We start from the raw sequence: 20,930 nt of genomic DNA, 5'->3' as shown, positions 1-20,930 counted from the left end.
CGACTTAGGCCACGCTGCGCACGGCGTGCATCAGATGATCGGCGCGTAGTTGTTGCAGCCGCACCGTCGGTGCACCGAGCTGGCGTGCCAGTTGGCCAGCCAACCCCAGCCGCACATACGACATCTCGCAGTCCACAACCACTGCGGCCGCACCCTCGGCGGCCAGCCGGGCCGCCGCGGTTCGGCTGCGGCCCAACGGGTCTGGTCCGGCGGTGGCCCGGCCGTCGGTGAGCACCACTACCAAGGGACGTCGTGCCCGGTCGCGCACCTTTTCCCGGATGACCAGTTCATGCGCTGCCAGCAGGCCTTCAGCGAGCGGAGTTTTGCCGCCGGTGTCGAACCGGGCCAGCCGGCGGCCAGCGATATGCACCGACGACGTCGGCGGAAGCAACAGCCGCGCCGCCTGCTGGCGAAACGTGATTACCGCGACCTTGTCACGCCGCTGGTAGGCATCGCGCAGCAGCGACAGGGTCGCACCGCTGACCGCGGCCATCCGATCCCGGGCAGCCATCGAACCTGACGCGTCGACGACGAAGATCACTAGGTTGCCTTCGCGCCCCTCCCGGATGGCACGACGCACGTCGTCTGGCTCCGGCCGCAGCCGTCCGGCTCCGGCATGCTCGGCGGCCGACAGCAACGTCGCGAACAGGTGTAGACCAAGAGCACCGCACCTGCTGTCGGTCGCCGCCACCACACTGCCGGAGGTGTTGCGGGCCCGCGATCGTCGTCCCGGCGCGCCGCCGCCCACCCCCGGGACGGTGAGCGCGCGGGTACGGAACATTTGCGACGGTGGTGCGCTGGTCGAGCTCGGCGACGATCGCAAGCGCGGCGAAGCCGGGCGCGGCGGGTCGTCGCCAGTCGAGCTCGGCGGTTGCGTCTGCGATGCGGACTGTGAGTTTGGTTGCGGTGCAGCAGAATCGGCGGTCTGACCACCTCCGGAAGGATCAGGATCAGGATCAGGCTCCGGGTCGATACCGGCCCGGGCCAGGGCCTCATCCAATTGGTCGCGGTCGATGCCGGGGTCATCAAATGGGTCTCGGCGGCGCCGATGCGGCAACGCCAGTTCGGCCGCTACCCGGATGTCTTGTTCCTCGACGGTGCGCCCGCCGCGCCAGGCGGCGTGAGCGGCGGCAGTCCGGGCCACCACCAGATCCGCGCGCATACCGTCCACGTCGAACGCCGCGCACAACGCCGCGATACGTCGTAACTCGTTGTCCGGCAACACCACATCGTCAACGAAGGCTCGTGCGGCAGTGATCCGATGGGCCAACTCGGCGTCGGCGTCAGCATAACGCGCGGCGAACCCGTCCGGGTCAGCTTCATAGGCCATCCGCTGCCGGATCACCTGCACCCGCACATCGACGTCACGCGACGCGTGCACCTCCACGGTGAGGCCGAACCGGTCCAGCAGTTGCGGACGCAGCTCACCCTCCTCCGGATTCATCGTGCCGATCAACACGAACCGGGCCTCGTGCGAGTGGGAGATGCCGTCACGCTCGATGTGTACTCGTCCCATCGCCGCTGCGTCGAGAAGCACGTCAACCAGATGATCGTGCAGCAGGTTGACCTCATCGACATACAGCACGCCGCCGTGGGCACGGGCCAGCAGCCCGGGAGAAAACGCGTGCTCACCGTCGCGCAGCACCCGTTGCAGATCCAGTGAACCGATCACCCGGTCCTCGGTGGCGCCGAGGGGCATTTCGACCAGGCCGGCGCTGGGACCAGTCGCTGCGCTGCCGGTCGCGGCGGACAGCAACGCGGCAAGCCCGCGTACGGCCGTCGACTTAGCGGTGCCCTTTTCTCCGCGGATAAGCGTCCCACCGATCTCCGGGCGTACCGCGCACAGCAGCAGCGCCAACCGCAGTTGATCGTGTCCGACGATCGCACTGAACGGATAGGGCTTCACGGCCGCTCCGCCAGACCGGAGCCGGGCCGCAGCATTGGCACATGCGGAATGCCATCGTCGACGAAATCCTCGCCGTCCCGGATAAACCCGTGCTGGACATACATTTCGGTCAGATAGGCCTGCGCGTCAATCCGGCACGGGTAGTCGCCCACCTCAGCCAATGCGGCGCGCAGCAGCCTCGTGGTGTGCCCCCGGCCGCGTGCGCTGCGTTTGGTACACACCCGGCCAATCCGGAACGCCTTCTCGCCTCCGGCGTGTTCCTCCATCAGCCGCAGCGTGCAGATCACCTCGCCGTCAACCGTTTCCAACCAGAAGTGCCGGGTTTCGGCCAGCAAGTCACGACCATCCAGCTCCGGGTACGGACACGCCTGTTCGACGACGAAAACCTCCACCCGCAGCTTGAGTAGCTCGTAAAGAGTCTGAACATCAAGGTCTTTGGCCCTTACGCGACGCAGTGCTTCAGTCATGGGTCACGCCGCCTCCAGCTGTAGCGCCTTGGCGCTCCATGACCGCACCTCGTCGAACAGTTCGGGCTCATGAGATAGTTCGACCCCCAGCGACGGCACCATCTCTTTGAGCACGGGCAGCCAGGACCGATACCGGTCGGCAAAGCAGCGCTGCAACACCTCGAGCATGGCCGGCACAGCAGTGGATGCACCCGGGGAGCCGCCCAGCAGGCCGGCGATGCTGCCGTCGGCGGATCCCAGCACGGAGGTGTCAAATTCAAGCACCCCGCCTTTGCGCCTATCTCGCCGGATCACCTGTACACGCTGGCCGGCCACCGTCATCCCCCAATCGGAATCCACTGCGCTGGGGACGAATTCGCGTAGCGCGTGCACGCGGTCGGGTTTACAGAGCCGCAGTTGGCCGATCAAGTAGTTGACTAGTTTCATCTCGTTGACACCGACACCGAGCATTGACAGCACGTTATTTGGCTTGATCGACCGCGGCAAATCGCTAATGCGGCCGTGCTTCAAGAACTTCGGTGACCAACCGGCATACGGCCCGAACACCAGCCACGGCTTGCCGTTGACCAACCGCTGGTCCAGATGCAGCGCCCCAAGCGGTGGCGCTCCAGGCGCCGGAAGGCCATACACCTTGGCCCGATGCACAGCGGTGAGTGCGGGGTTGTCGGCGCGCAGAAACCGGCCGCCAATCGGAAAGCCAGCGAACCCCTTGACCTCATCGATGCCGGACTTCTGTAGTAGTGACAGGGTGTCACCGCCAGCCCCGATAAAGACGAATTTGGCGTTCAGCTTATGTTTTTCGCCGGTCCGGCGGTTGCTGACGGTCAGCGTCCAGCTGCCGTCGGATTGACGAGACAGGTTGCGGACCTCGTGACCGAACAGCGCGGTTGTGCCGTTACGCACGCAAAAACCGATGAGCTGTCGAGAGAGTAAACCGAAATCGACGTCGGTACCGTCGGCGGCCCAGCTCAGCGCAATCGGCTCGGAGAAGTCACGTTTGGCGGCCATCAACGGCAGCCGGCGGGCGAACTCGTCGGGATCCTCGATCAGCTCAGTACGGGCGAACAACGGGTTAGCAGCCAGTGTCTGCTGTCGGCGCCGCAGGTAATCGACACGCTCGGTTCCGTGGACAAAACTCACGTGCGGGATGGGGTTGAGGAAACTACCTACGTCGGTCAGGATGGCGTTTTCGACGGCATACGCCCAGAACTGGCGGGTCACCTGGAATTGCTCGTTGATACGCACCGCTTTGGTGATGTCGATAGAGCCGTCGGAGTTCTGCGGGGTGTAGTTCAACTCGCAGAGCGCGGAGTGTCCGGTGCCGGCATTGTTCCAGGGGCTGCTGCTTTCGGCGGCGACGGCGTCCAGCCGCTCGATCAGGGTGATCGACCAGTCCGGCTGCAGCCGCCGCAACAACGCTCCCAGCGTGGCGCTCATGATGCCGGCACCGACGAGCACGACGTCGGCTCTGGCTAACTGTGACACCCGTCTCGTTGATCCTTCGGATTAGCAGGGCTTCCTCGGCTTTGCCAGTCCCCAGGTTATCGCGACCGAGCTTGCCCCAAGCCGGCGCCATCAGCCAAACCCGAGCTAACCGTCGCGCATAACCGGTGACCACGCTCTAAGCTGACCTCGTGACCGGCTGGGTGCCCGATGTTCTGCCCGGCTATTGGCAGTGCACGATCCCGCTCGGCCCCGATCCCGACAGGGAGGGCGACATCGTCGCAACCCTGATCCGTCGGGGGGCCGCCGAAGCAGCGCATGCGGTCTTGGCGGTGCACGGATACACCGATTACTTCTTCCACACCGAGCTGGCCGATCACTTCGCCGACCGCGGCTTCACGTTCTATGCGCTAGACCTGCGCAAGTGCGGCCGGTCGCGGCAGCTTGGTCAAACGCCGCACTTCATCACCAACATGTCGCACTACGACGTGGAACTCGAACACGCCCTGTCAGTCATCGGCACGCAGGCCCGTCCAGTCAAGGTGCTGGTGTACGGCCATTCCACCGGTGGGCTCATCGTGTCGCTCTGGCTGGATAAGTTGCGCAGGCGCGGCGCGACCGCGCGCGCCGGCGTTGGCGGCCTAGTCCTCAATAGCCCGTGGCTGGATTTGCAGGGTCCGGCGGTTCTGCGTCTGGGCGTGACTTCGGCGGCGATCACCGCGCTATCGCGACTGCGCGCCAAAGGTGTCGTCCGCGGGCAGGGTAATGGCGGTTACGGGCACAGCTTGCACCGGGACTACGACGGGGAGTTCGACTACAACCTGCAATGGAAGCCGCTGGGCGGCTTCCCGATTACCTTCGGCTGGCTCAACGCCATGCGCCGTGGACAGGAACGGCTGCATCGCGGGCTCGATGTCGGGGTACCCAACTTGATTCTTCGTTCGGATCACAGCGTGCGCGAAAGCAGCGGCCCAACGGCCCTGCAACGCGGCGACGCGGTTCTCGACGTTGCCCAGATCGCCCGGTGGGCCGGTTGTATCGGCAACCGCAGTACCGTCGTTCCGGTAGCAGACGCCAAACACGACGTGTTCCTGTCACTGCCGCAGCCACGCCAGATTGCCTATCATCAACTGGACCTCTGGCTGGACGAGTATCTCAAGCTATGGGACAACCCCGACGCCAGTGATGATCGCAAGCGCGGCGAAGCCGGGCGCAGCGGGTCATCACCATCAACTCCCGATGATCGCAAGCGCGGCGAAGCCGGGCGCAGCGGGTCATCACCATCAACTCCCGATGATCGCAAGCGCGGCGAAGCCGGGCGCAGCGGGTCATCGCCATCGATCTCGGCATCGTCGGGGAAAGGGTAACGGCCCAAAAATGGAAACCTACGACATCGCGATAATCGGAACCGGTTCGGGCAACAGTATTCTCGACGACCGCTATGCCGGCAAACGGACAGCGATCTGCGAGCAGGGCACCTTCGGGGGAACCTGCCTGAACGTCGGATGCATCCCGACGAAGATGTTCGTCTATGCCGCCGAGGTCGCCAATTCGATCCGGAATTCAGCACGGTACGGCATCGACGCACGCATCGACCGGGTGCGCTGGGACGACATCGTCTCCCGCGTCTTCGGACGAATCGATCCAATCGGGCTCAGCGGCGAAGACTATCGACGGTCGGCACCCAATATCGACGTGTACCGCCAGCACACCAGGTTCGGACCCGTTCAGGCCGACGGGCGTTATCTGCTGCGCACCGACGCTGGTGAAGAATTCACCGCCGAGCAAGTGGTGATCGCGGCCGGGTCGCGGCCAGTGATCCCGCCGGCCATCCTTGCCTCCGACGTCGAGTATCACACCAGCGATACCGTCATGCGGATCGCCGAGTTGCCCGAGCATATCGTGATCGTCGGAAGCGGCTTCATTGCAGCCGAATTCGCGCACGTCTTCTCCGCGCTCGGGGTACGGGTCACTCTGGTGATCCGGGGCGGCACATTGCTGCGGCACTACGATGACACTATCTGTGAACGGTTCACCCGCATCGCGTCGAGCAAATGGGACCTGCGCACCCACCGTCACGTCGTGGGCGCGCAGAATCGCGGCTCCGGCGTCACCGTGGAGCTCGACGATGGTTGCGAGTTGCATGCCGACCTATTGCTGGTCGCGACCGGCCGGGTGCCCAATGCCGATCGCCTCGACGCCGAGCAGGCCGGTGTCGAAGTCGCGGACGGTCGGGTGGTAGTCGACGAATACCAACGGACTTCCGCGCGTGGGGTTTTCGCGCTCGGCGATGTCTCGTCGCCGCATCTTCTCAAGCATGTCGCCAACCACGAAGCCCGCGTCGTGGCGCACAATCTGTTGTGCGATTGGGACGACACCGAGTCGATGGCCGTGACCGACCACCGGTATGTACCGTCGGCGGTATTTACCGATCCCCCACTGGCTGCTGTCGGGTTGACCGAAAATCAAGCTGTTGCAAAGGGATTCGACATTTCTGTTAAGGTGCAGGACTACAGCGACGTCGCGTACGGCTGGGCCATGGAAGACACCACCGGGATCGTTAAGCTCATCGCCGAGCGCGGCAGCGGGCGCCTGCTGGGTGCACACATCATGGGCTACCAGGCATCCTCGATCATCCAGCCGCTGATTCAGGCGATGAGCTTCGGGTTGACCGCATCCCAGATGGCACGCGGCCAGTACTGGATCCACCCGGCGCTGCCCGAGGTGGTCGAAAACGCGCTACTCGGTCTGCGCTGACCTCAACGGCGCTGCGGCGGGGGGGCAATGCGGCGGTGTGATTCCTGCAATCGATTTGCATCGAGCTTGAGACGCAATTTACAGTCGTGCCTGTTGCGTTCTGCCCGATGCTGGAAGGACCGACATGACCGGTAGGGAGCTCGATGGGCGCCCATCGTGGTCGTCATGGTTCGGCACAGCGCATGGCTTTTTGGCGCCGGCCGAATGGCGGCGGCTGGGATCGATGTTGGCGGTCATCGCTGCGCTGCATCTGGTTGGCTGGATCACTGTGGTGTGGTTCGTCCAGCCGGCACAGTTCACCGTGGGCGGCAAGGCATTTGGCATAGGTCTCGGGGTGACGGCCTACACCTTGGGCATGCGGCACGCGTTCGACGCCGACCACATCGCGGCGATCGACAACACCACCCGCAAGCTGATGAACGATGGGCAACGTCCCCTTGGCGTCGGGTTCTTCTTCTCGCTGGGCCACGCCACAGTGGTTTTCGGGCTGGCGATGCTGCTGGCGACCGGAGTCAAAACCATCGTCGGACCGGTCAAGGACGATTCCTCGGCGCTACATCACTACACGGCGCTGATTGGAACCAGCATCTCAGGGGTGTTCCTCTACCTCCTGGCGATCCTCAACGTCCTCATCCTGATCGGCATGCTGCGGGTATTAGCGCAGTTGCGCCGCGGCAGCTACGACGAAGCTGAGCTGGAACAACGCTTGGACAACCGCGGACTGATCAACCGTTTTGTCGGGCGCTGGACCACATCGATCAGCAAGTCCTGGCACGTGTACCCAGTCGGGTTGTTGTTTGGGCTGGGGTTCGACACCGCCACCGAGATCGCGCTGCTGGTCCTGGCCGGCACCACCGCGGCCGCCGGGCTGCCGTGGTACGCCATCCTCTGTCTGCCCGTGCTGTTCACCGCCGGCATGTGTCTGCTGGATACCATCGACGGCTCGTTCATGAACTTTGCCTACGGCTGGGCCTTTTCCAACCCGGTGCGCAAGATCTACTACAACATCACCATCACCGGACTGTCGGTGGCCGTCGCCCTGCTGGTCGGCAGCGTCGAACTACTCAGCCTGTTCGCCGGCCAGTTCGGCTGGCAGGGCGGGTTCTGGAACTGGGTCAGTGACCTCGACCTCAACGCGGTCGGCTACTTGGTGGTCGCCATGTTTGTCATCACCTGGGCTATCGCGCTGCTGGTCTGGCGCTACGGCCGTATCGAAGAGCGGTGGGCCTCACCCGAAAACGCGGCCTGACCACTTGGCCGTCCGCGCCAGATACGCGATCACCGGTGCGGCGGTGCGACGCCCCGGCCTGTGCATGTGTGGGCCAACAGCTGGCCCACGTCGAGCCGCGTGCGATCCGCTGCCAGACTGGGCCCATGCCTGATCCAGTCCCCGGATCGATCTGCGATGTACTGCCCGCCGCGGCTGCGCTGCTCGGGGTTCCGGGTGCGCTCGACAGGCTGGCGTTGACGGATTGGGTGGGCCATGTCAATCAGGTCGATCGAGTCGATCGCGTCGCGGTGCTGCTCGTCGACGCACTGGGTTGGCACCTGCTACCGGAGTTGGCTGCCGCCGCGCCGCTGCTCGCCTCCGTTCTGACCGGTGGCATCGGACGTCTCGATCAACTCGCCTGCACGTTTCCGTCGACCACGCCAACTAGCCTGGTGTCCTTGGGCACCGGCGCACAACCCGGCGAGCACGGAATCCTGGGCTTTACCCTCAACATTCCCGGCACCGACCGGGTGCTCAACCACGTCCGGTGGCGCGACGACCCGCCGCACCGCCAATGGCAGCCGCTGCCAACCTGGTTCGAACGGCTGGCGCAGGCCGGGGTCAGTGCGCGCACGGTGCTGCCGGAGGGGTTTCTCGGCAGCGGATTGACCGACGCGGCATATCGCGGCGCGCGGTTTGTGCCCACGAACGCGACCAAGGACTACGCCCAGCAGCTGGCCGACGAGCTGCGCGCGGAGCCGGGTCTGGTCTATGGCTATACCGCCGAACTGGACACCGCGGCCCATGTATTTGGTATCGGTTCGTCCCAGTGGCACGACGCAGCGGCCCACGTCAACGGCTTGCTGACCCGGCTGGTCGAGACGCTTCCCCGGAATGCGGTGCTGCTGGTGACCGCCGACCACGGTGGCCTCAACGTCCCTGACGACGCGCGGGTCGACCTCGACGCCGACCCGCGACTGCGCGAGGGGGTGCGGGTGGTCGCCGGCGAGCCGCGGGTGCGCTACCTGCACGCCCAACCCGGCGCCGCAGTCGACGTAGCCGACACCTGGCGCGAGCTGCTGGACGGCTGGGCGCAGGTCTATAGCCGCGATCAGGCCGTGTCCACCGGACTGTTCGGGCCGGTCCACCCGCGGCACCTACCCCGCATCGGCGATGTCGTCGTCGTCTGTACCGGTGACGCGGCGGTACTGGCGACCGGGCATGAGCCGCCGGAATCGGCGCGACTCATCGGTTTTCACGGCGCGGCCACCGCAGCCGAAATGGCAATCCCGCTAATCGTTTTCACATCTCTTTCCCGCGGCTGAGATTTCGGCGCGCAAAAACCTCGGCAAGTTCTCTCCTCGTTGTCAACACTATTTCCGTAGCGCGACCGGACAACATGGCACAAGCCGCGGACTCGGCGACGGATGACACGCAAGGTCGGTCGATCGGAGGACATCACATTCATCCCTCGGTGACCGATCGGCTGACAGACATCGCCAAGGTGTAACGGTATCGTCACTAGACAGCCATCGGCCGAAGTGTCGACCTGCATACCGATAAACCTTGACAACCGCTTTCGCGATCGCTGAGTTTCGTTGACAGGAAAAGGAATTGGCATGTCTTTCATGAGCGTAACACCCGAGGCGCTGACGGCAGCGGCTCATGCGGCGCATAGCATCGAAAATCTGATGAGTCACGGCAATGCTAGGGCAGTCCCGGCGCTTACCGGTGTTCATGCCCCGGGTCACGACGTGGTGTCGGCGCTGGCGGCCAAGCGCTTCGCCGCGCATGCGGCACAATATCAGGAGATCAGCACTGAGGCCCTAGCGATTCTTCGTACGGCTGCGGCCGCCTTGTCGAGCGCCGCGGGGAGCTATTCGCATACCGAGGCCACCAACGCCAAACATGTGGGCTGATCTCACCGCAGTCGTGGCCAGCAGAATGTGATCAAAAAGACGTGATGCGTTTCGATGCGTTCCCACCAGAGGATAACGCCCGCGATTTGCTGGCCGGCCCCGGTGTGGACTCGATGATGGCCGCCGCCCGCGAGTGGGATCGCGTGGTGACGGACCTAAAAGCGGCATCCACGTTGTGTCAGAGCCTGGTCTTGGAGCTGCTGCAGACGTGGCAAGGTGGGGCAGCGATGCGGATGCACGACGCGACCACGCGGTATCAGGGGTGGCTGAACTACGTCGAGATTCATGCCTCGCTAACCCTCGAGCGGATTTGTGAAGTCATTGATGCCTATGAAGACGCGGTTAAGAAAATGGTGCCCTTAGCGCAGATCGCCCATAACCGCGCCTGGAGAGCGGAACTGCTCACTAGCAACACACTCGGGCAAAACACTCGGGCCCTCGAGGCCTGCGATACCGTGTACCAGCGCTTCTGGGTAACGAACGCCGAGGCGATGAATGACTATGCGGATACCACGGTGCGTGTGGTGAACAACCTGCACCCGTGGCCGCGGCCGCCGGCGCCACTCATCAACGAGACCCCGACCCGCACCGACACCACCGTGGCAGATCAAGCCGCCGGGTGAGATCGACCGGTTCCACTAGGCAGCCTCTCGGATCGCGATGAACACGTTTGTGGTCAGCTGTACTCTGCGCATCTGCTATTCGCGTAGCGGCCCGCAGCGTCGACGATCGCGGTGAACAGCCGCAGGTCGTCGAGGGCTTTCTCCGGATGCCACTGCACGCCAAGCACAAACGCGTCCCCCGGTAGCTCGACCGCCTCGATGACGCCATCGGCGTCCCACCCGCTGACCACCAGGCCATCACCGAGCTTGTCGATGGATTGATGGTGGTAGCACCGCGCTTCGGCAGACTCCCCCAGCACAGCGGCCAGCCGCGTACCCGGCACGGTGCGGACCAACAACCTGTTGAACACCGCATTGCCCGCCCCATGCCCGCTGTGGCCAATCACGTCAGGCAGGTGCTGGTGCAGCGTGCCGCCCAGCGCGATATTGAGCAGCTGCGCGCCGCGACAAATACCTAGCACCGGCAGCCCGCGCTGCAGCGCAGCCCCGAGTAGCGCGAATTCCCAGGAGTCGCGGGCAGCGCGGGGCTCGTCGGTGCTCGGATGCGGTCGCTGGCCGTAGGCAGCGGGATCGACGTCATAACCACCGGTGATCACCAGACCATCCAGGCCGTCGAGTGCGTGGCCCGCGATCTCGGGGTCCACCGGCTGCGGCGGCAGCAGCACCGCGATACCACCGGCCATGGTGACGCCTTGGAAGTAATCGGCAGGCAGATAACCCGCGGGAACGTCCCAGATCCCGGTGTGCACCTGCTCCAGGTAGGCCGTCAAGCCCACCCTTGGTCTCGAGCCGCTCAAATCCACGTAACCTCTCCCAGTTGATGACCGCCGTGTTAGACACCGCCAATTCCACGCAGGCGTTGTTGTGGTTGCGTGACCACGCGGCGACAGCCTCGGCCAGCGTAGCGGGCAGCCGTTGCATGCCGGTAACGTCGTCGGGCATTGCCAGCACAGGCCTCGGGTGGCTGCAGCTTTCGCTCAGCCCCATGCCACGGTGGTCGGCGTGCAGCTGCGGTCGGCCAATCGCTTGTAGGAGCTACTGTTCGGCGCTACCAGGCGCTGGTGCGCAACACGATCTCGGCGGCCAACTGCGCGGTCGACTCCTGGGCGTTGCGTCGCCCCAGCAGGTCCACCATACGGTAGTCGGCGTAGACGAACCGCTGGCTGTCGCGGGCCATTGCCCGGGCATCGGGGGAACTGACCAGCACGGTGGTGGCGATCTCCACCGGCGGGCAGTCTCCGTCACGGACCACGCCGTTGGGGTCAGCCACCCGTGGATGTCCGCGGTCGATAGCCACGAGACCAACGAATCGGCCCAACCTGGTCGCCGCCAACTCCCAGGCGAGTTCACCGCCAGCGCGGTCGCCAACCACCACCGCCCAGCCGATCCCGAGGACGTCGAGGATGCCGACCACCGACTTGGCGGTAAGTCGCGGGTCGGGGCCGATAACGACCGTCCGCAGCGAAGCGGTGTGTAGTCGCTCGCACACCGGTTCATAGGCGGCGGGCCTACCCTGGTCAGCACCAAGTATTACGACCACGACGCCCTTCTCCGGACCGGCTACCCAGACCGGGACCGGAAACCCGTCGAGCGTGGTCATCATCGAGGACACCTACGCACGTTATAGCCGATCAGCCTGTTTACGAGCTATTTCCGCGGGTTCTCTCATGGCAGTGCCCGTTCCGAATGCGCTTGAGTTACCTATGATTACGTCGATATTTACCAAGCCGTTACGCCACTACGCATCGCCGAATTGGACGCGGATCCGCGGTCGCCGCGGCGGTGGGCCATCACGCAGGCCAATGACCAGTATCCATGTCGAGGTGCGATGCCACCAGCTCACCCGTCAGATCACTGCATGGTGAGGATCTCGACGCCGGTGTCGGTCACCAACAGCGTGTGCTCGAACTGCGCGGTCCATTTGCGGTCCTTGGTGACCACGGTCCAGCCGTCGTCCCAGATTTCATAGTCCAGCGTTCCGAGGTTGATCATCGGCTCGATGGTGAACGTCATCCCCGGCTGCATGGTTGTCGTGACAGCGGGCTGGTCGTAATGCAAAACAACCAGCCCATTGTGAAACGTGGTGCCGATGCCATGACCGGTGAAGTCGCGAACCACGTTGTACCCGAACCGATTTGCATACGACTCGATGACCCGACCGATGATGGACAACGCGCGCCCAGGTTTGACGGCATTGATCGCGCGCGTCGTCGCCTCGCGGGTTCGCTCCACGAGTAGCCGGTGGGATTCGGAGACATCGCCAGCTAGAAAGGTCGCGTTGGTGTCGCCGTGCACGCCGTCGATATAGGCAGTGACATCGATGTTGACGATGTCACCGTCGGCGATCACCGTCGAGTCCGGGATGCCGTGACAGATGACCTCGTTGAGGGATGTACAGCACGACTTCGGGTAGCCCTTGTAGCCCAACGTTGAGGGGTAGGCGCCGTGGTCGACCATGTATTCATGGGCTATCCGGTCCAGCTCGTCGGTCGTCACGCCGGGCGTGACTGCCTTACCTGCCTCGGTCAACGCACCAGCCGCGATCCGGCCGGCGACACGCATCTTCTCGATTACCTCCGGCGTCTGCACCCACGGCTCGCTGCCCTCCTGCGCGGTCGGCTTGCCGACGTATTCAGGGCGTGGGATCAGCGCGGGCACCGGCCGAGTCGGGGATAATTCGCCGGGAGAAAGCGCGGTGCGAGCGGGCATGCCGCAAGCTTAGTCACGCCGTCCTGGGCGACGCCGAAATGACCGACGCGGTCCCCGGATGGTCACCGAGCCGCACACCACCTGACCAGTCAACACGAGTCGGCACGGACAAGGCCGGTGCTGTGGCGGGCCTCACACGGGCGACTCACAGTGGGTCAAGGACAGCGGCGACGTTCTGCAATTCGTCCAGGTTGATTTCCACTCGGATGTCGCGCAGGACCGCTCCGCTGTCGTTGTGGGTGACATCACTAAGCCACGCGCGGTGCGGGACGGCCCGATAAATCCGTTGCTCAGAGGCGAGGAACTCAGGCAGCGGTGCGCACACTCCGGGGATACGTTTGGTGAGCAAATTTAGAGCTTCCTGCACAGTACGCGGATCAGTCACCCTATCCGCCGTCGTATCAAGGTAAAGTCCCAAACCACCCTGAATGCTGTCGAAAAAGACCATAAATGCCCTGCCATTCTGTGCAATGTTCTGCGAATGCTGCGAATCAGGATGTGACGACCAATACAGTCGCGCATTGCGGTCGATGGCGGCCAATAGGGGGGTGTTCCATGGCTTCCCCTGCCTGTCGGCGGTGGCGATCGTAGGATGCCGGACCGACGCGAGCAGGCGCTTAAGCGATATTTGCCTAAGCGGCTCCGCGTTGATCACTTCACCACTTCGGGCGCTTGGAATACGGTTTTTCGCTGCACATAACGCACGCTTTTCAGGCTAAGTGCTCCCAAATCTGCCGCTGACACACACCCTGACGCCGCAAGCCGCATCACGCGCCCGCCGACGCCGCCGATAGCGCTAAGTCAGGTAATCCGGCGGCAGCGATTCGAACATGACTTTGGTCATCCGGACCGCGTATTCCGAGCTGCCACCGCCCACGATCAGCGCCGCGAACGCCAGGTCGCCGCGATACCCGGCGAACCAGGAATGCGATCCGCCCGCGAACTCGGCTTCACCGGTCTTCCCGAAGACCGCACCGCAGCAGCCGGCGATCTCTTTGGCGGTCCCGTTGGTCACCACCAGCCGCATCATTGGCCGCAACGAATCGATCACCTTCGGGGCGATCGGCGTGCTGGTTCCTTCGACTCTGGTTGGCCGCCCGGCGATCAGCTGCGGAACCGGGGTTTTACCGGCGGCTACGGTGGCGGCCGCCAGGGCCATGCCGAACGGACTGACCAGCACCCGGCCCTGGCCGAAGCCGTCCTCGGTGCGCTCAGCCAGGTCCACTGTCGGCGGCACCGACCCGGTTACCGTGGCGATGCCGTCCACCTGATAGTCAAGCCCAATCCCGTACTGGTTGGCGGCCTGGGTCAGACCACGGGGCGGCATCCTGCTGCTGAGCTCGGCGAAGGTGGTGTTGCAGGAACTGGCGAACGCCCGTGACAGCGGTACCACGCCAAGATCAAAGCCGCCGTAGTTGGGGATGGTGCGGTGCCCGATGTCGAGGCGGCCGGGGCAACCCAGCATGGTGTTGGGGGTGGCCATATCGCGGTCGATAGCCGCGCCGGCGGTGACCATCTTGAAAGTCGACCCGGGGGGAAACAGGCCGGTGGTGGCCAGCGGGCCGTCAGCGTTGGCCCCCGGACTTTGCGCGACCGCGAGGATCTGCCCGGTCGACGGTTTGAGCACGACGATCATGGCCTTACCACCGCGGCTGTCCACCGCGTGCTGGGCGGCATTCTGCACTGCCCGGTCCAACGTGATCGAGACCGACGACGCCGGCGACGGTTCGACCTCGTGCAGCACCGCGACGTCGACGCCATTCTGGTTGACGCTGACCACTCGCCAACCGGGCTGGCCGTCGAGGTCGTCGCTGACAGCCTTCTTCACTTCGCTGATCACGGCCGGTGCGAAATGCGGATCTGTCGGCAGCATCTCCGCCTGGGGGATGACCACGACGCCGGGCAGCCTCGCAATCGCCGGAGCGACCTTGTCGTGGTCGTCAGGGCTCAGCGTCACCAGACTCAGTGGCTCCGTCACCGAGCTGGCTTTTTCGGCGAGCAGCTGCGGGTCGTTGAGGGTGTCATCAAAGGGATGTAAGGCCTCGACCACCGCGCGTGCCGTCCCGATCAGGGCGCGCCCGGCCGCGGTGGCGTCCAGCGCGTAGTGGTGCAGATAGCCCGGTACCAACACATCGCTGCCCCCCAGTTCGTTCACCGAGGCGCGCCGCGGCGGGTCGGCGCGCAGCGCGAACGTCTGGTGCTCGCCCAGTTTGGGGTGCAGCCCCGTGGTGGTCCAGCGAACCTGCCAGCGTCCCTCGTCGCGGGCCATCTTCAGCTGGCCGTCATAGCTCCACGTCCGGTTCTTCGGCAGATGCCAGGTGAAGCGGTAGGCAATGGTGCCGGTGTCCTCGGCGTACCTCGCACTGAGGAGCTGCGCGTCCAGGCGGCCAGCCTGCAGTCCGGCCCATGCCGCGTTGAGTGCTTCGCGGGCCTCGTTGGGGTTGTCGCTGAGTTGGGCAGCTGTCGCGGTGTCGCCGATGGCCAGCGCGCCAAAGAACTTCTCAGCGGCCGGGCCCGGGCCGTCGGGACGCGGGGTGCAGCCCGACACGGCGATAACCGCGACAAGCAACAGACCCGCCGCTACCGAAACAACTGATACTGGTGAGGTTTTTGCGACCATCGTTGCTGATGTTAAGAACTGAGGCCTGGACTGCGGCGCCGACACACCGAGACCAAGCCGTTATGTGGGGCTCCCCGTGCCGAATGTGCGGCCAGCCGCGCGTTCGGTGCCAGTGTGCGGCCAGCTGCACACTGGACTCCGGGGACTCCGGGCGGCGATCCCCGAAAAGCGCGCCCGGGTTAGTCCAGCAGCACCGTCGCGAAGGTGCCGACTTCGACGAAGCCCACTCGGGCGTACGCGGCACGCGCCACGGTGTTGAAATTGTTCACATACAGGCTAGCGACACGTCCGCTGCCCACGATGACACCGGCTAGCGTTGCGGTGCCGCTGGTGCCCAGGCCCAGCCCACGCCACTCCGGGTGCACCCAGACGCCTTGGATCTGCCCAACTGCCGGCGACTGCGATCCCACTTCGGCCTTGAAGACGACCTGCCCTTGCTCGAAACGGGCCCACGCCCGTCCGGCCGCAATGAGGCTGGCCACCCGGCGACGGTAACCGCGGCCGCCGTCGCCAAGCCGCGGGTCCACGCCCACTTCGCCGATGAACATGTCGACGGCGGCCACTAGGTAGGCATCCAGCTCCGCTGGCCGAACCTGACGCACCGCGGGGTCGATCTCGCAGCTCGGATACGACTTGAGGGCCATCAGCGGTTGGTGCTCGCGCACGTCACGCGCCGGACCCCAGGCCGACTCGAGTCGCCGCCACATCGGCATCACCAACTCGGCCTTACCGACTAGCGACGAACAGCGCCGCGACCCACTCATTGCCGCGTCGGCGAACGCAGTCAGGTCGTCACGTCCGCCGCGCAGCGGGATCAGGTTGGCACCGGCGAAACACAGCGACTCATCGACGCTGCGACGGGTCCACAGTTCCCCGCCAATCGCAGTCGGATCGATGCCGTGTTCTGCGATCCGGGCCGCAACCATGCACGATCCGACCGGGTCGTCGTCCAATACCCGCCACACCGCGGCGGCGTCGCGCACTACGGACACCCGTCGCTCGCCAACAAGGCGAAAGATGGGTGGAGCCGACATCTGGCGAACTCTCTGTGAGGCGAACTCAGGGCCAGGATAAGCGGGCTGGTCCCACTCAGCTTACGGTCACAACCGGTGAACCGCTCCTTGTCGTTTCTGGACCGTGATCACCGCTTTTCTCGGTCCCCATCTCGGAGGCAAGCCGCATCGCCTCCTCAATCAGCGTCTCGACGATCTGGGCTTCGGGTACGGTCTTGATCACTTCACCCTTGACAAAGATCTGGCCTTTGCCGTTTCCGGACGCGACGCCCAGGTCGGCCTCGCGGGCCTCGCCGGGACCGTTGACGACACATCCCATCACGGCGACCCGCAGCGGCACCTCGAGTCCGTCCAACCCGGCACTGACTTCATTGGCCAACTTGTAAACGTCGACCTGCGCACGGCCGCACGACGGGCAGGACACGATCTCGAGTGAACGCGGCCGCAGGTTGAGCGACTCGAGAATTTGGTTGCCAACTTTGACTTCCTCGACCGGCGGTGCCGACAGGGACACCCGGATAGTGTCGCCGATCCCCTTCGACAGCAGCGCTCCGAAGGCGACCGCGGACTTGACGGTGCCCTGGAAAGCGGGACCGGCCTCGGTAACGCCGAGGTGCAACGGGTAGTCGCACTGGGCGGCCAGTTGCTCGTAAGCGGCGACCATGACGACGGGGTCGTGGTGCTTGACGCTGATCTTGATGTTGCCGAAACCATGCTCCTCGAACAGCGAAGCCTCCCACAGCGCGGACTCGACCAGTGCTTCGGGCGTGGCCTTGCCGTACTTGTCCATAAACCGCTTGTCCAGCGAACCGGCGTTGACGCCGATGCGGATCGGGATACCGGCCGCACCGGCGGCCTTGGCGACCTCACCGACCCGGCCGTCGAATTCCTTGATGTTGCCGGGGTTTACCCGCACCGCGGCACACCCGGCGTCAATGGCGGCGAAGATGTATTTCGGCTGGAAGTGGATGTCGGCAATCACCGGAATTTTGCTGTGCCGGGCGATTTCAGCGAGTGCATCGGCATCCTCTTGACGAGGGCAGGCCACCCGCACGATGTCACAGCCGGCCGCGGTCAGCTCCGCGATCTGCTGCAACGTCGAGTTGACGTCATGGGTCTTGGTGGTGCACATCGACTGCACGGAGATCTGGTGGTCACTACCGACCCCAACGTTGCCGACCATCACTTGACGCGTGCTGCGCCGGGGGGCAAGCGTGGGAACCGGAGCCTCGGGCATGCCCAGACCTATAGTCACTGTTCCCCCATCTCTCGTTTTTTCACTATTGGCTATTGAAAGAGCCTGATTGGGTTTACCAGATCGGCGGTCACGGTCAACAGCATGTAGCCAACCACAAAGACCAAGACCACGTAGGTCGCGGGCATGAGTTTGAGATAGTTCACCGGCGCCGCCGCGACCATGCCACGAGCAGACCGGACGAGGTTCCGGATCTTCTCGAATACCGCGATCGCAATGTGACCGCCATCGAAGGGCAGCAACGGCACCAGGTTGATGGCACCCAATATGAGGTTCAGCTGCGCCAAGAAGAACCAGAACGCCACCCACAGCCCATGGTCGACGGTGTCGCCGCCGATGATGCTGGCGCCGACCACGCTCATCGGCGTCTGCGGGTCGCGCTGTCCACCACCGATAGCGTGCACCAGGGCACCCAGCTTGGTCGGTATGGTGACTAGCGCCTTGCCCACCTCGACGGTCAAGCCCCCAGCGAAAGCGACGGTGGCGGGCACGGCGGAGAACACGCCGTAGTGCGTGGGCACCAGACGGGGTGCGCCGACCCCGATGGCACCGACCGTGACGGGTTCGGGTTGACCACCCTGCTCATTGACCCCATGTGTGAGGAAGCGCTGGGTGGGTGTGATGTCGACGTAGCTGGTGATCGTGGTCCCATCACGCTCAAAGACGATCGGCACCGTGCCATGCAACTTGCGCACCGCGGCGGCCATGTCGTCGAAGGTCGACACCGAATTGTCGCCTACCTTGACGACGACGTCGCCGGCGCGAATTCCGGCCAGCGCCGCCGGACCCGGGCCGGTGCAACTTCCGAGCTTACCCTGAGTCAATTCCGGTGCAACACAAGCGGTTTCACCGATTACCGCCTTGGCGGGCGGGTGCAGGTTGGGCAGCCCCCAGACCAGCGCGATGCCATAGATCAGCACCAAGCAGATCACGAAGTTCATGGCGGGCCCGGCGAACAGCACCGCAACCCTTTTCCAGGTCGCTTGTTTGTACATTGCCCGGTCCGATTCGCCGGGCGCCAGCTCCTCGACCGAGGTCATACCGGCGATATCACAGAAGCCGCCTAGCGGAACGGCCTTGATGCCGTATTCGGTTTCACCGCGCCGAGTCGACCACAGGGTCGGGCCGAAGCCAACAAAGTAACGACGCACCTTCATGCCGGTGGCGCGCGCCACCCACATGTGGCCACATTCGTGCAGGGCCACCGAAATAAGGATGGCGATAGCGAACAGCACAATGCCGAGGGCGAACATCATCTCCGCGGTTAGGACCTTTCTAAGACCAATCCAGAAAGCTCGCGTTGCGCACGCTCACGGGCCCAGCGCTGCGCTTCGAGTACGTCATCTACGGTAGCGGGTTCAACGGCCCATTGGTCGGCAGCGCGCACTACCTCGGCGATAGTGCCGACGATGGTGGGGAAGCTAATCCGGCCTTGCAGGAAGGCCGCTGCAGCCTCCTCATTAGCAGCGTTGTAAATGGCGGTCATACAGCCGCCGACCTGTCCAGCGTGCCGGGCCAGCTCGACCGCGGGGAAAACATCGGTGTCCAGCGGCTCGAATTCCCAGGTCGATGCGGTGGTGAAAGCGCAGGCTCGGGCAGCACCGCCCACCCGCTGCGGCCAGCCCAACGCCAAAGAAATGGGCAGCTTCATGTCCGGAGGGCTGGCTTGGGCGATCGTCGAGCCGTCAATGAACGTGACCATCGAATGAACAATTGACTGAGGGTGCACGACCACCTCAATGCGGTCGTAGGAGATGCCGAACAACAGGTTGGTTTCGATCAGCTCAAGCCCCTTGTTGACCAGGGACGCTGAGTTCAGCGTGTTCATCGGCCCCATTGACCAGGTCGGGTGGGCGCCCGCCTGCTCGGGTGTGACGCGCTCAAGGTCGGCGGCGGCCCAGCCGCGAAACGGCCCGCCGGAGGCGGTGAGCACCAACTTGGCGACTTCGTCGGGGGTACCACCGCGCAGGCACTGCGCCAGCGCGGAGTGTTCCGAGTCGACGGGGACAATCTGGCCCGGCCGCGCCGCGGCCAACACCAGCGGACCGCCAGCAACCAGCGATTCCTTATTGGCCAGCGCCAATCGCGCGCCCGTCTGCAGTGCAGCCAGTGTGGGTCGCAGACCCAATGCCCCGACCAGCGCATTGAGGACGACGTCAGCCTCGGTCTCCTCGACCAACCGGGTGACCGCATCGGGCCCGTGGTAGGGGATGTCGCCGGCCAGCTGAGCCGCGCGATCGTCAGCGATGGCGATATTGGTGACACCGGTCTCGGCGCGCTGCCGCAGCAGCGTGTCCAGATGCGCGCCCCCGGCGGCCAACCCGACTACCTCGAAGCGGTCCGGATTAGCGGCGATGACGTCTAGCGCCTGGGTGCCGATTGAGCCGGTACTTCCCAGCACCAGCACGCGGAGGCGGTCACCAGCGTGCCCTTCGGTTGGGTTGGTCACCCAAACATTGTGCCCGTCCGGTGACTCGACAGGCTAGGGAGCGTGCCACGATCGAGCGCTACCAAATCGGCGGCGCCCCAAAACCGGTGTGCCAGAATGTCGGATAGTTCGCACCAACACCCAATCCGATCCGGAGGAATCACCGTGGCCAGCACTGAGGTGGAACACTATGCCGGCGTCGACCCTGCTGAGGTGCCGTCCGCGGCGTGGGGGTGGAGCAGAATCAACCACCGCACCTGGCACATCGTCGGTTTGTTCGCCGTTGGGTTGCTGCTGGCGATGCTCCGCGGCAACCACGTCGGCCATGTCGAGAACTGGTATCTCATCGGGTTTGCCGCCCTGGTGCTCGTCGTTTTGATCCGTGACCTGCTGGGCCGCCGACGCGGTTGGATCAGATAGCTGAGCCTGATTGCCCGACTACGGTGTCAGGCGCCGGGCTTCCCCGATGAACACTGACATCCCTGGAACCGCTGCGCACCTCTAGGACGAGCGTTTCGTCGCCTTGCCCGGGGCCGTCCGACGGCTGCCGCGATATGGCCACACCGATCCCGACGCTGTC

18 protein-coding genes and 1 pseudogene are annotated in these 20,930 nt (G+C 64.6%); 7 read left to right on the top strand and 12 right to left on the bottom strand.

Going from position 1 to position 20,930, the window contains the following annotated elements:
• Nucleotides 1-4 precede the first annotated feature (4 nt).
• The 3 genes from B586_RS07255 to mqo are packed head-to-tail and all read right to left on the bottom strand — an operon-like array spanning nt 5 to nt 3,858.
• Entirely contained in the window at nt 5-1,906 is a 1,902-nt protein-coding gene (locus B586_RS07255; RefSeq protein ID WP_054880316.1) for a magnesium chelatase subunit D family protein, read from the bottom strand.
• Nucleotides 1,903-2,373, bottom strand: coding sequence for a GNAT family N-acetyltransferase (locus tag B586_RS07250; protein WP_047315445.1), 471 nt, complete (start codon nt 2,371-2,373; stop codon nt 1,903-1,905). Before B586_RS07250 ends, B586_RS07255 begins: the two co-directional genes overlap by 4 nt.
• 3 nt (nt 2,374-2,376) lie before the next feature.
• Nucleotides 2,377-3,858: a malate dehydrogenase (quinone) gene (gene mqo / locus B586_RS07245; protein ID WP_054880317.1), complete on the bottom strand. Its 1,482-nt coding sequence runs from the start codon at nt 3,856-3,858 to the stop codon at nt 2,377-2,379.
• Between the two features lie 149 nt (nt 3,859-4,007).
• Between mqo and B586_RS07240 the strand changes: the two are divergent.
• From B586_RS07240 to B586_RS07215, 6 genes and pseudogenes are all read left to right on the top strand, one after another.
• Nucleotides 4,008-5,018 (top strand): annotated as a pseudogene (locus tag B586_RS07240) (alpha/beta hydrolase); the annotation flags it as partial.
• Nucleotides 5,019-5,193: 175 nt separating this feature from the next.
• Nucleotides 5,194-6,573 (top strand): mycothione reductase, encoded by a 1,380-nt coding sequence (mtr, locus tag B586_RS07235; protein WP_054880318.1) that lies wholly within the window; start codon nt 5,194-5,196, stop codon nt 6,571-6,573.
• Between the two features lie 124 nt (nt 6,574-6,697).
• On the top strand, nt 6,698-7,822 hold the full coding sequence (nicT, locus tag B586_RS07230) for a Nickel transporter NicT (protein ID WP_047315448.1): 1,125 nt from the start codon (nt 6,698-6,700) through the stop codon (nt 7,820-7,822).
• 125 nt (nt 7,823-7,947) lie between these two features.
• Nucleotides 7,948-9,108 carry an alkaline phosphatase family protein gene (locus tag B586_RS07225; RefSeq protein WP_054881020.1) on the top strand — a complete coding sequence of 387 codons (1,161 nt, stop codon included), beginning with the start codon at nt 7,948-7,950 and terminating at the stop codon, nt 9,106-9,108.
• A 294-nt stretch (nt 9,109-9,402) separates the two neighbouring features.
• Nucleotides 9,403-9,702, top strand: coding sequence for a PE family protein (locus tag B586_RS07220; protein ID WP_054880319.1), 300 nt, complete (start codon nt 9,403-9,405; stop codon nt 9,700-9,702).
• A gap of 44 nt (nt 9,703-9,746) precedes the next feature.
• Nucleotides 9,747-10,325: a PPE family protein gene (locus B586_RS07215; protein ID WP_054880320.1), complete on the top strand. Its 579-nt coding sequence runs from the start codon at nt 9,747-9,749 to the stop codon at nt 10,323-10,325.
• Between the two features lie 53 nt (nt 10,326-10,378).
• Here B586_RS07215 and B586_RS07210 read toward each other — a convergent pair whose 3' ends face one another.
• The 9 genes from B586_RS07210 to dxr form a co-directional block, all read right to left on the bottom strand.
• Nucleotides 10,379-11,128 (bottom strand): gamma-glutamyl-gamma-aminobutyrate hydrolase family protein, encoded by a 750-nt coding sequence (locus B586_RS07210; protein ID WP_047315451.1) that lies wholly within the window; start codon nt 11,126-11,128, stop codon nt 10,379-10,381.
• Nucleotides 11,129-11,373: 245 nt separating this feature from the next.
• Complete coding sequence (locus B586_RS07205; RefSeq protein ID WP_047315452.1) at nt 11,374-11,928, bottom strand: alpha/beta fold hydrolase; 555 nt, start codon at nt 11,926-11,928, stop codon at nt 11,374-11,376.
• Nucleotides 11,929-12,176: 248 nt separating this feature from the next.
• On the bottom strand, nt 12,177-13,034 hold the full coding sequence (map, locus tag B586_RS07200; protein ID WP_047315453.1) for a type I methionyl aminopeptidase: 858 nt from the start codon (nt 13,032-13,034) through the stop codon (nt 12,177-12,179).
• Between the two features lie 145 nt (nt 13,035-13,179).
• Nucleotides 13,180-13,689 (bottom strand): pyridoxamine 5'-phosphate oxidase family protein, encoded by a 510-nt coding sequence (locus B586_RS07195; protein WP_052915681.1) that lies wholly within the window; start codon nt 13,687-13,689, stop codon nt 13,180-13,182.
• Nucleotides 13,690-13,830: 141 nt separating this feature from the next.
• Nucleotides 13,831-15,654 carry a penicillin-binding transpeptidase domain-containing protein gene (locus B586_RS07190; protein ID WP_054880321.1) on the bottom strand — a complete coding sequence of 608 codons (1,824 nt, stop codon included), beginning with the start codon at nt 15,652-15,654 and terminating at the stop codon, nt 13,831-13,833.
• 179 nt (nt 15,655-15,833) lie between these two features.
• Nucleotides 15,834-16,688 carry a GNAT family N-acetyltransferase gene (locus tag B586_RS07185; RefSeq protein ID WP_047315455.1) on the bottom strand — a complete coding sequence of 285 codons (855 nt, stop codon included), beginning with the start codon at nt 16,686-16,688 and terminating at the stop codon, nt 15,834-15,836.
• Nucleotides 16,689-16,743: 55 nt separating this feature from the next.
• Nucleotides 16,744-17,922, bottom strand: coding sequence for a flavodoxin-dependent (E)-4-hydroxy-3-methylbut-2-enyl-diphosphate synthase (gene ispG, locus B586_RS07180; protein ID WP_047315456.1), 1,179 nt, complete (start codon nt 17,920-17,922; stop codon nt 16,744-16,746).
• 32 nt (nt 17,923-17,954) lie between these two features.
• Nucleotides 17,955-19,178 (bottom strand): M50 family metallopeptidase, encoded by a 1,224-nt coding sequence (locus B586_RS07175; RefSeq protein ID WP_054880322.1) that lies wholly within the window; start codon nt 19,176-19,178, stop codon nt 17,955-17,957.
• Between the two features lie 8 nt (nt 19,179-19,186).
• Entirely contained in the window at nt 19,187-20,371 is a 1,185-nt protein-coding gene (gene dxr / locus B586_RS07170) for a 1-deoxy-D-xylulose-5-phosphate reductoisomerase (protein WP_054880323.1), read from the bottom strand.
• A 144-nt stretch (nt 20,372-20,515) separates the two neighbouring features.
• Here dxr and B586_RS07165 point away from each other — a divergent pair, with 144 nt between their 5' ends.
• Entirely contained in the window at nt 20,516-20,770 is a 255-nt protein-coding gene (locus B586_RS07165; protein WP_047315459.1) for a DUF2631 domain-containing protein, read from the top strand.
• Nucleotides 20,771-20,930: the final 160 nt, after the last annotated feature.

It is taken from the genome of Mycobacterium haemophilum DSM 44634 (assembly GCF_000340435.2).
GTDB lineage: Bacteria > Actinomycetota > Actinomycetes > Mycobacteriales > Mycobacteriaceae > Mycobacterium > Mycobacterium haemophilum.
Note: the sequence above shows the minus strand (reverse complement) of the source record. Positions and strands in the feature narration are given on the sequence as shown.

Bases quoted from the DNA above. Each gene is read 5' to 3' on its own strand.
- B586_RS07205 (WP_047315452.1), bottom strand. From the start codon at position 11,928: ATGATGACCACGCTCGACGGGTTTCCGGTCCCGGTCTGGGTAGCCGGT.
- B586_RS07250 (WP_047315445.1), bottom strand. From the start codon at position 2,373: ATGACTGAAGCACTGCGTCGCGTAAGGGCCAAAGACCTTGATGTTCAG.
- nicT (WP_047315448.1), top strand. From the start codon at position 6,698: ATGACCGGTAGGGAGCTCGATGGGCGCCCATCGTGGTCGTCATGGTTC.
- mtr (WP_054880318.1), top strand. From the start codon at position 5,194: ATGGAAACCTACGACATCGCGATAATCGGAACCGGTTCGGGCAACAGT.
- B586_RS07175 (WP_054880322.1), bottom strand. From the start codon at position 19,178: ATGATGTTCGCCCTCGGCATTGTGCTGTTCGCTATCGCCATCCTTATT.
- B586_RS07190 (WP_054880321.1), bottom strand. From the start codon at position 15,654: ATGGTCGCAAAAACCTCACCAGTATCAGTTGTTTCGGTAGCGGCGGGT.
- B586_RS07225 (WP_054881020.1), top strand. From the start codon at position 7,948: ATGCCTGATCCAGTCCCCGGATCGATCTGCGATGTACTGCCCGCCGCG.
- B586_RS07185 (WP_047315455.1), bottom strand. From the start codon at position 16,688: ATGTCGGCTCCACCCATCTTTCGCCTTGTTGGCGAGCGACGGGTGTCC.
- B586_RS07220 (WP_054880319.1), top strand. From the start codon at position 9,403: ATGTCTTTCATGAGCGTAACACCCGAGGCGCTGACGGCAGCGGCTCAT.
- B586_RS07215 (WP_054880320.1), top strand. From the start codon at position 9,747: ATGCGTTTCGATGCGTTCCCACCAGAGGATAACGCCCGCGATTTGCTG.
- map (WP_047315453.1), bottom strand. From the start codon at position 13,034: ATGCCCGCTCGCACCGCGCTTTCTCCCGGCGAATTATCCCCGACTCGG.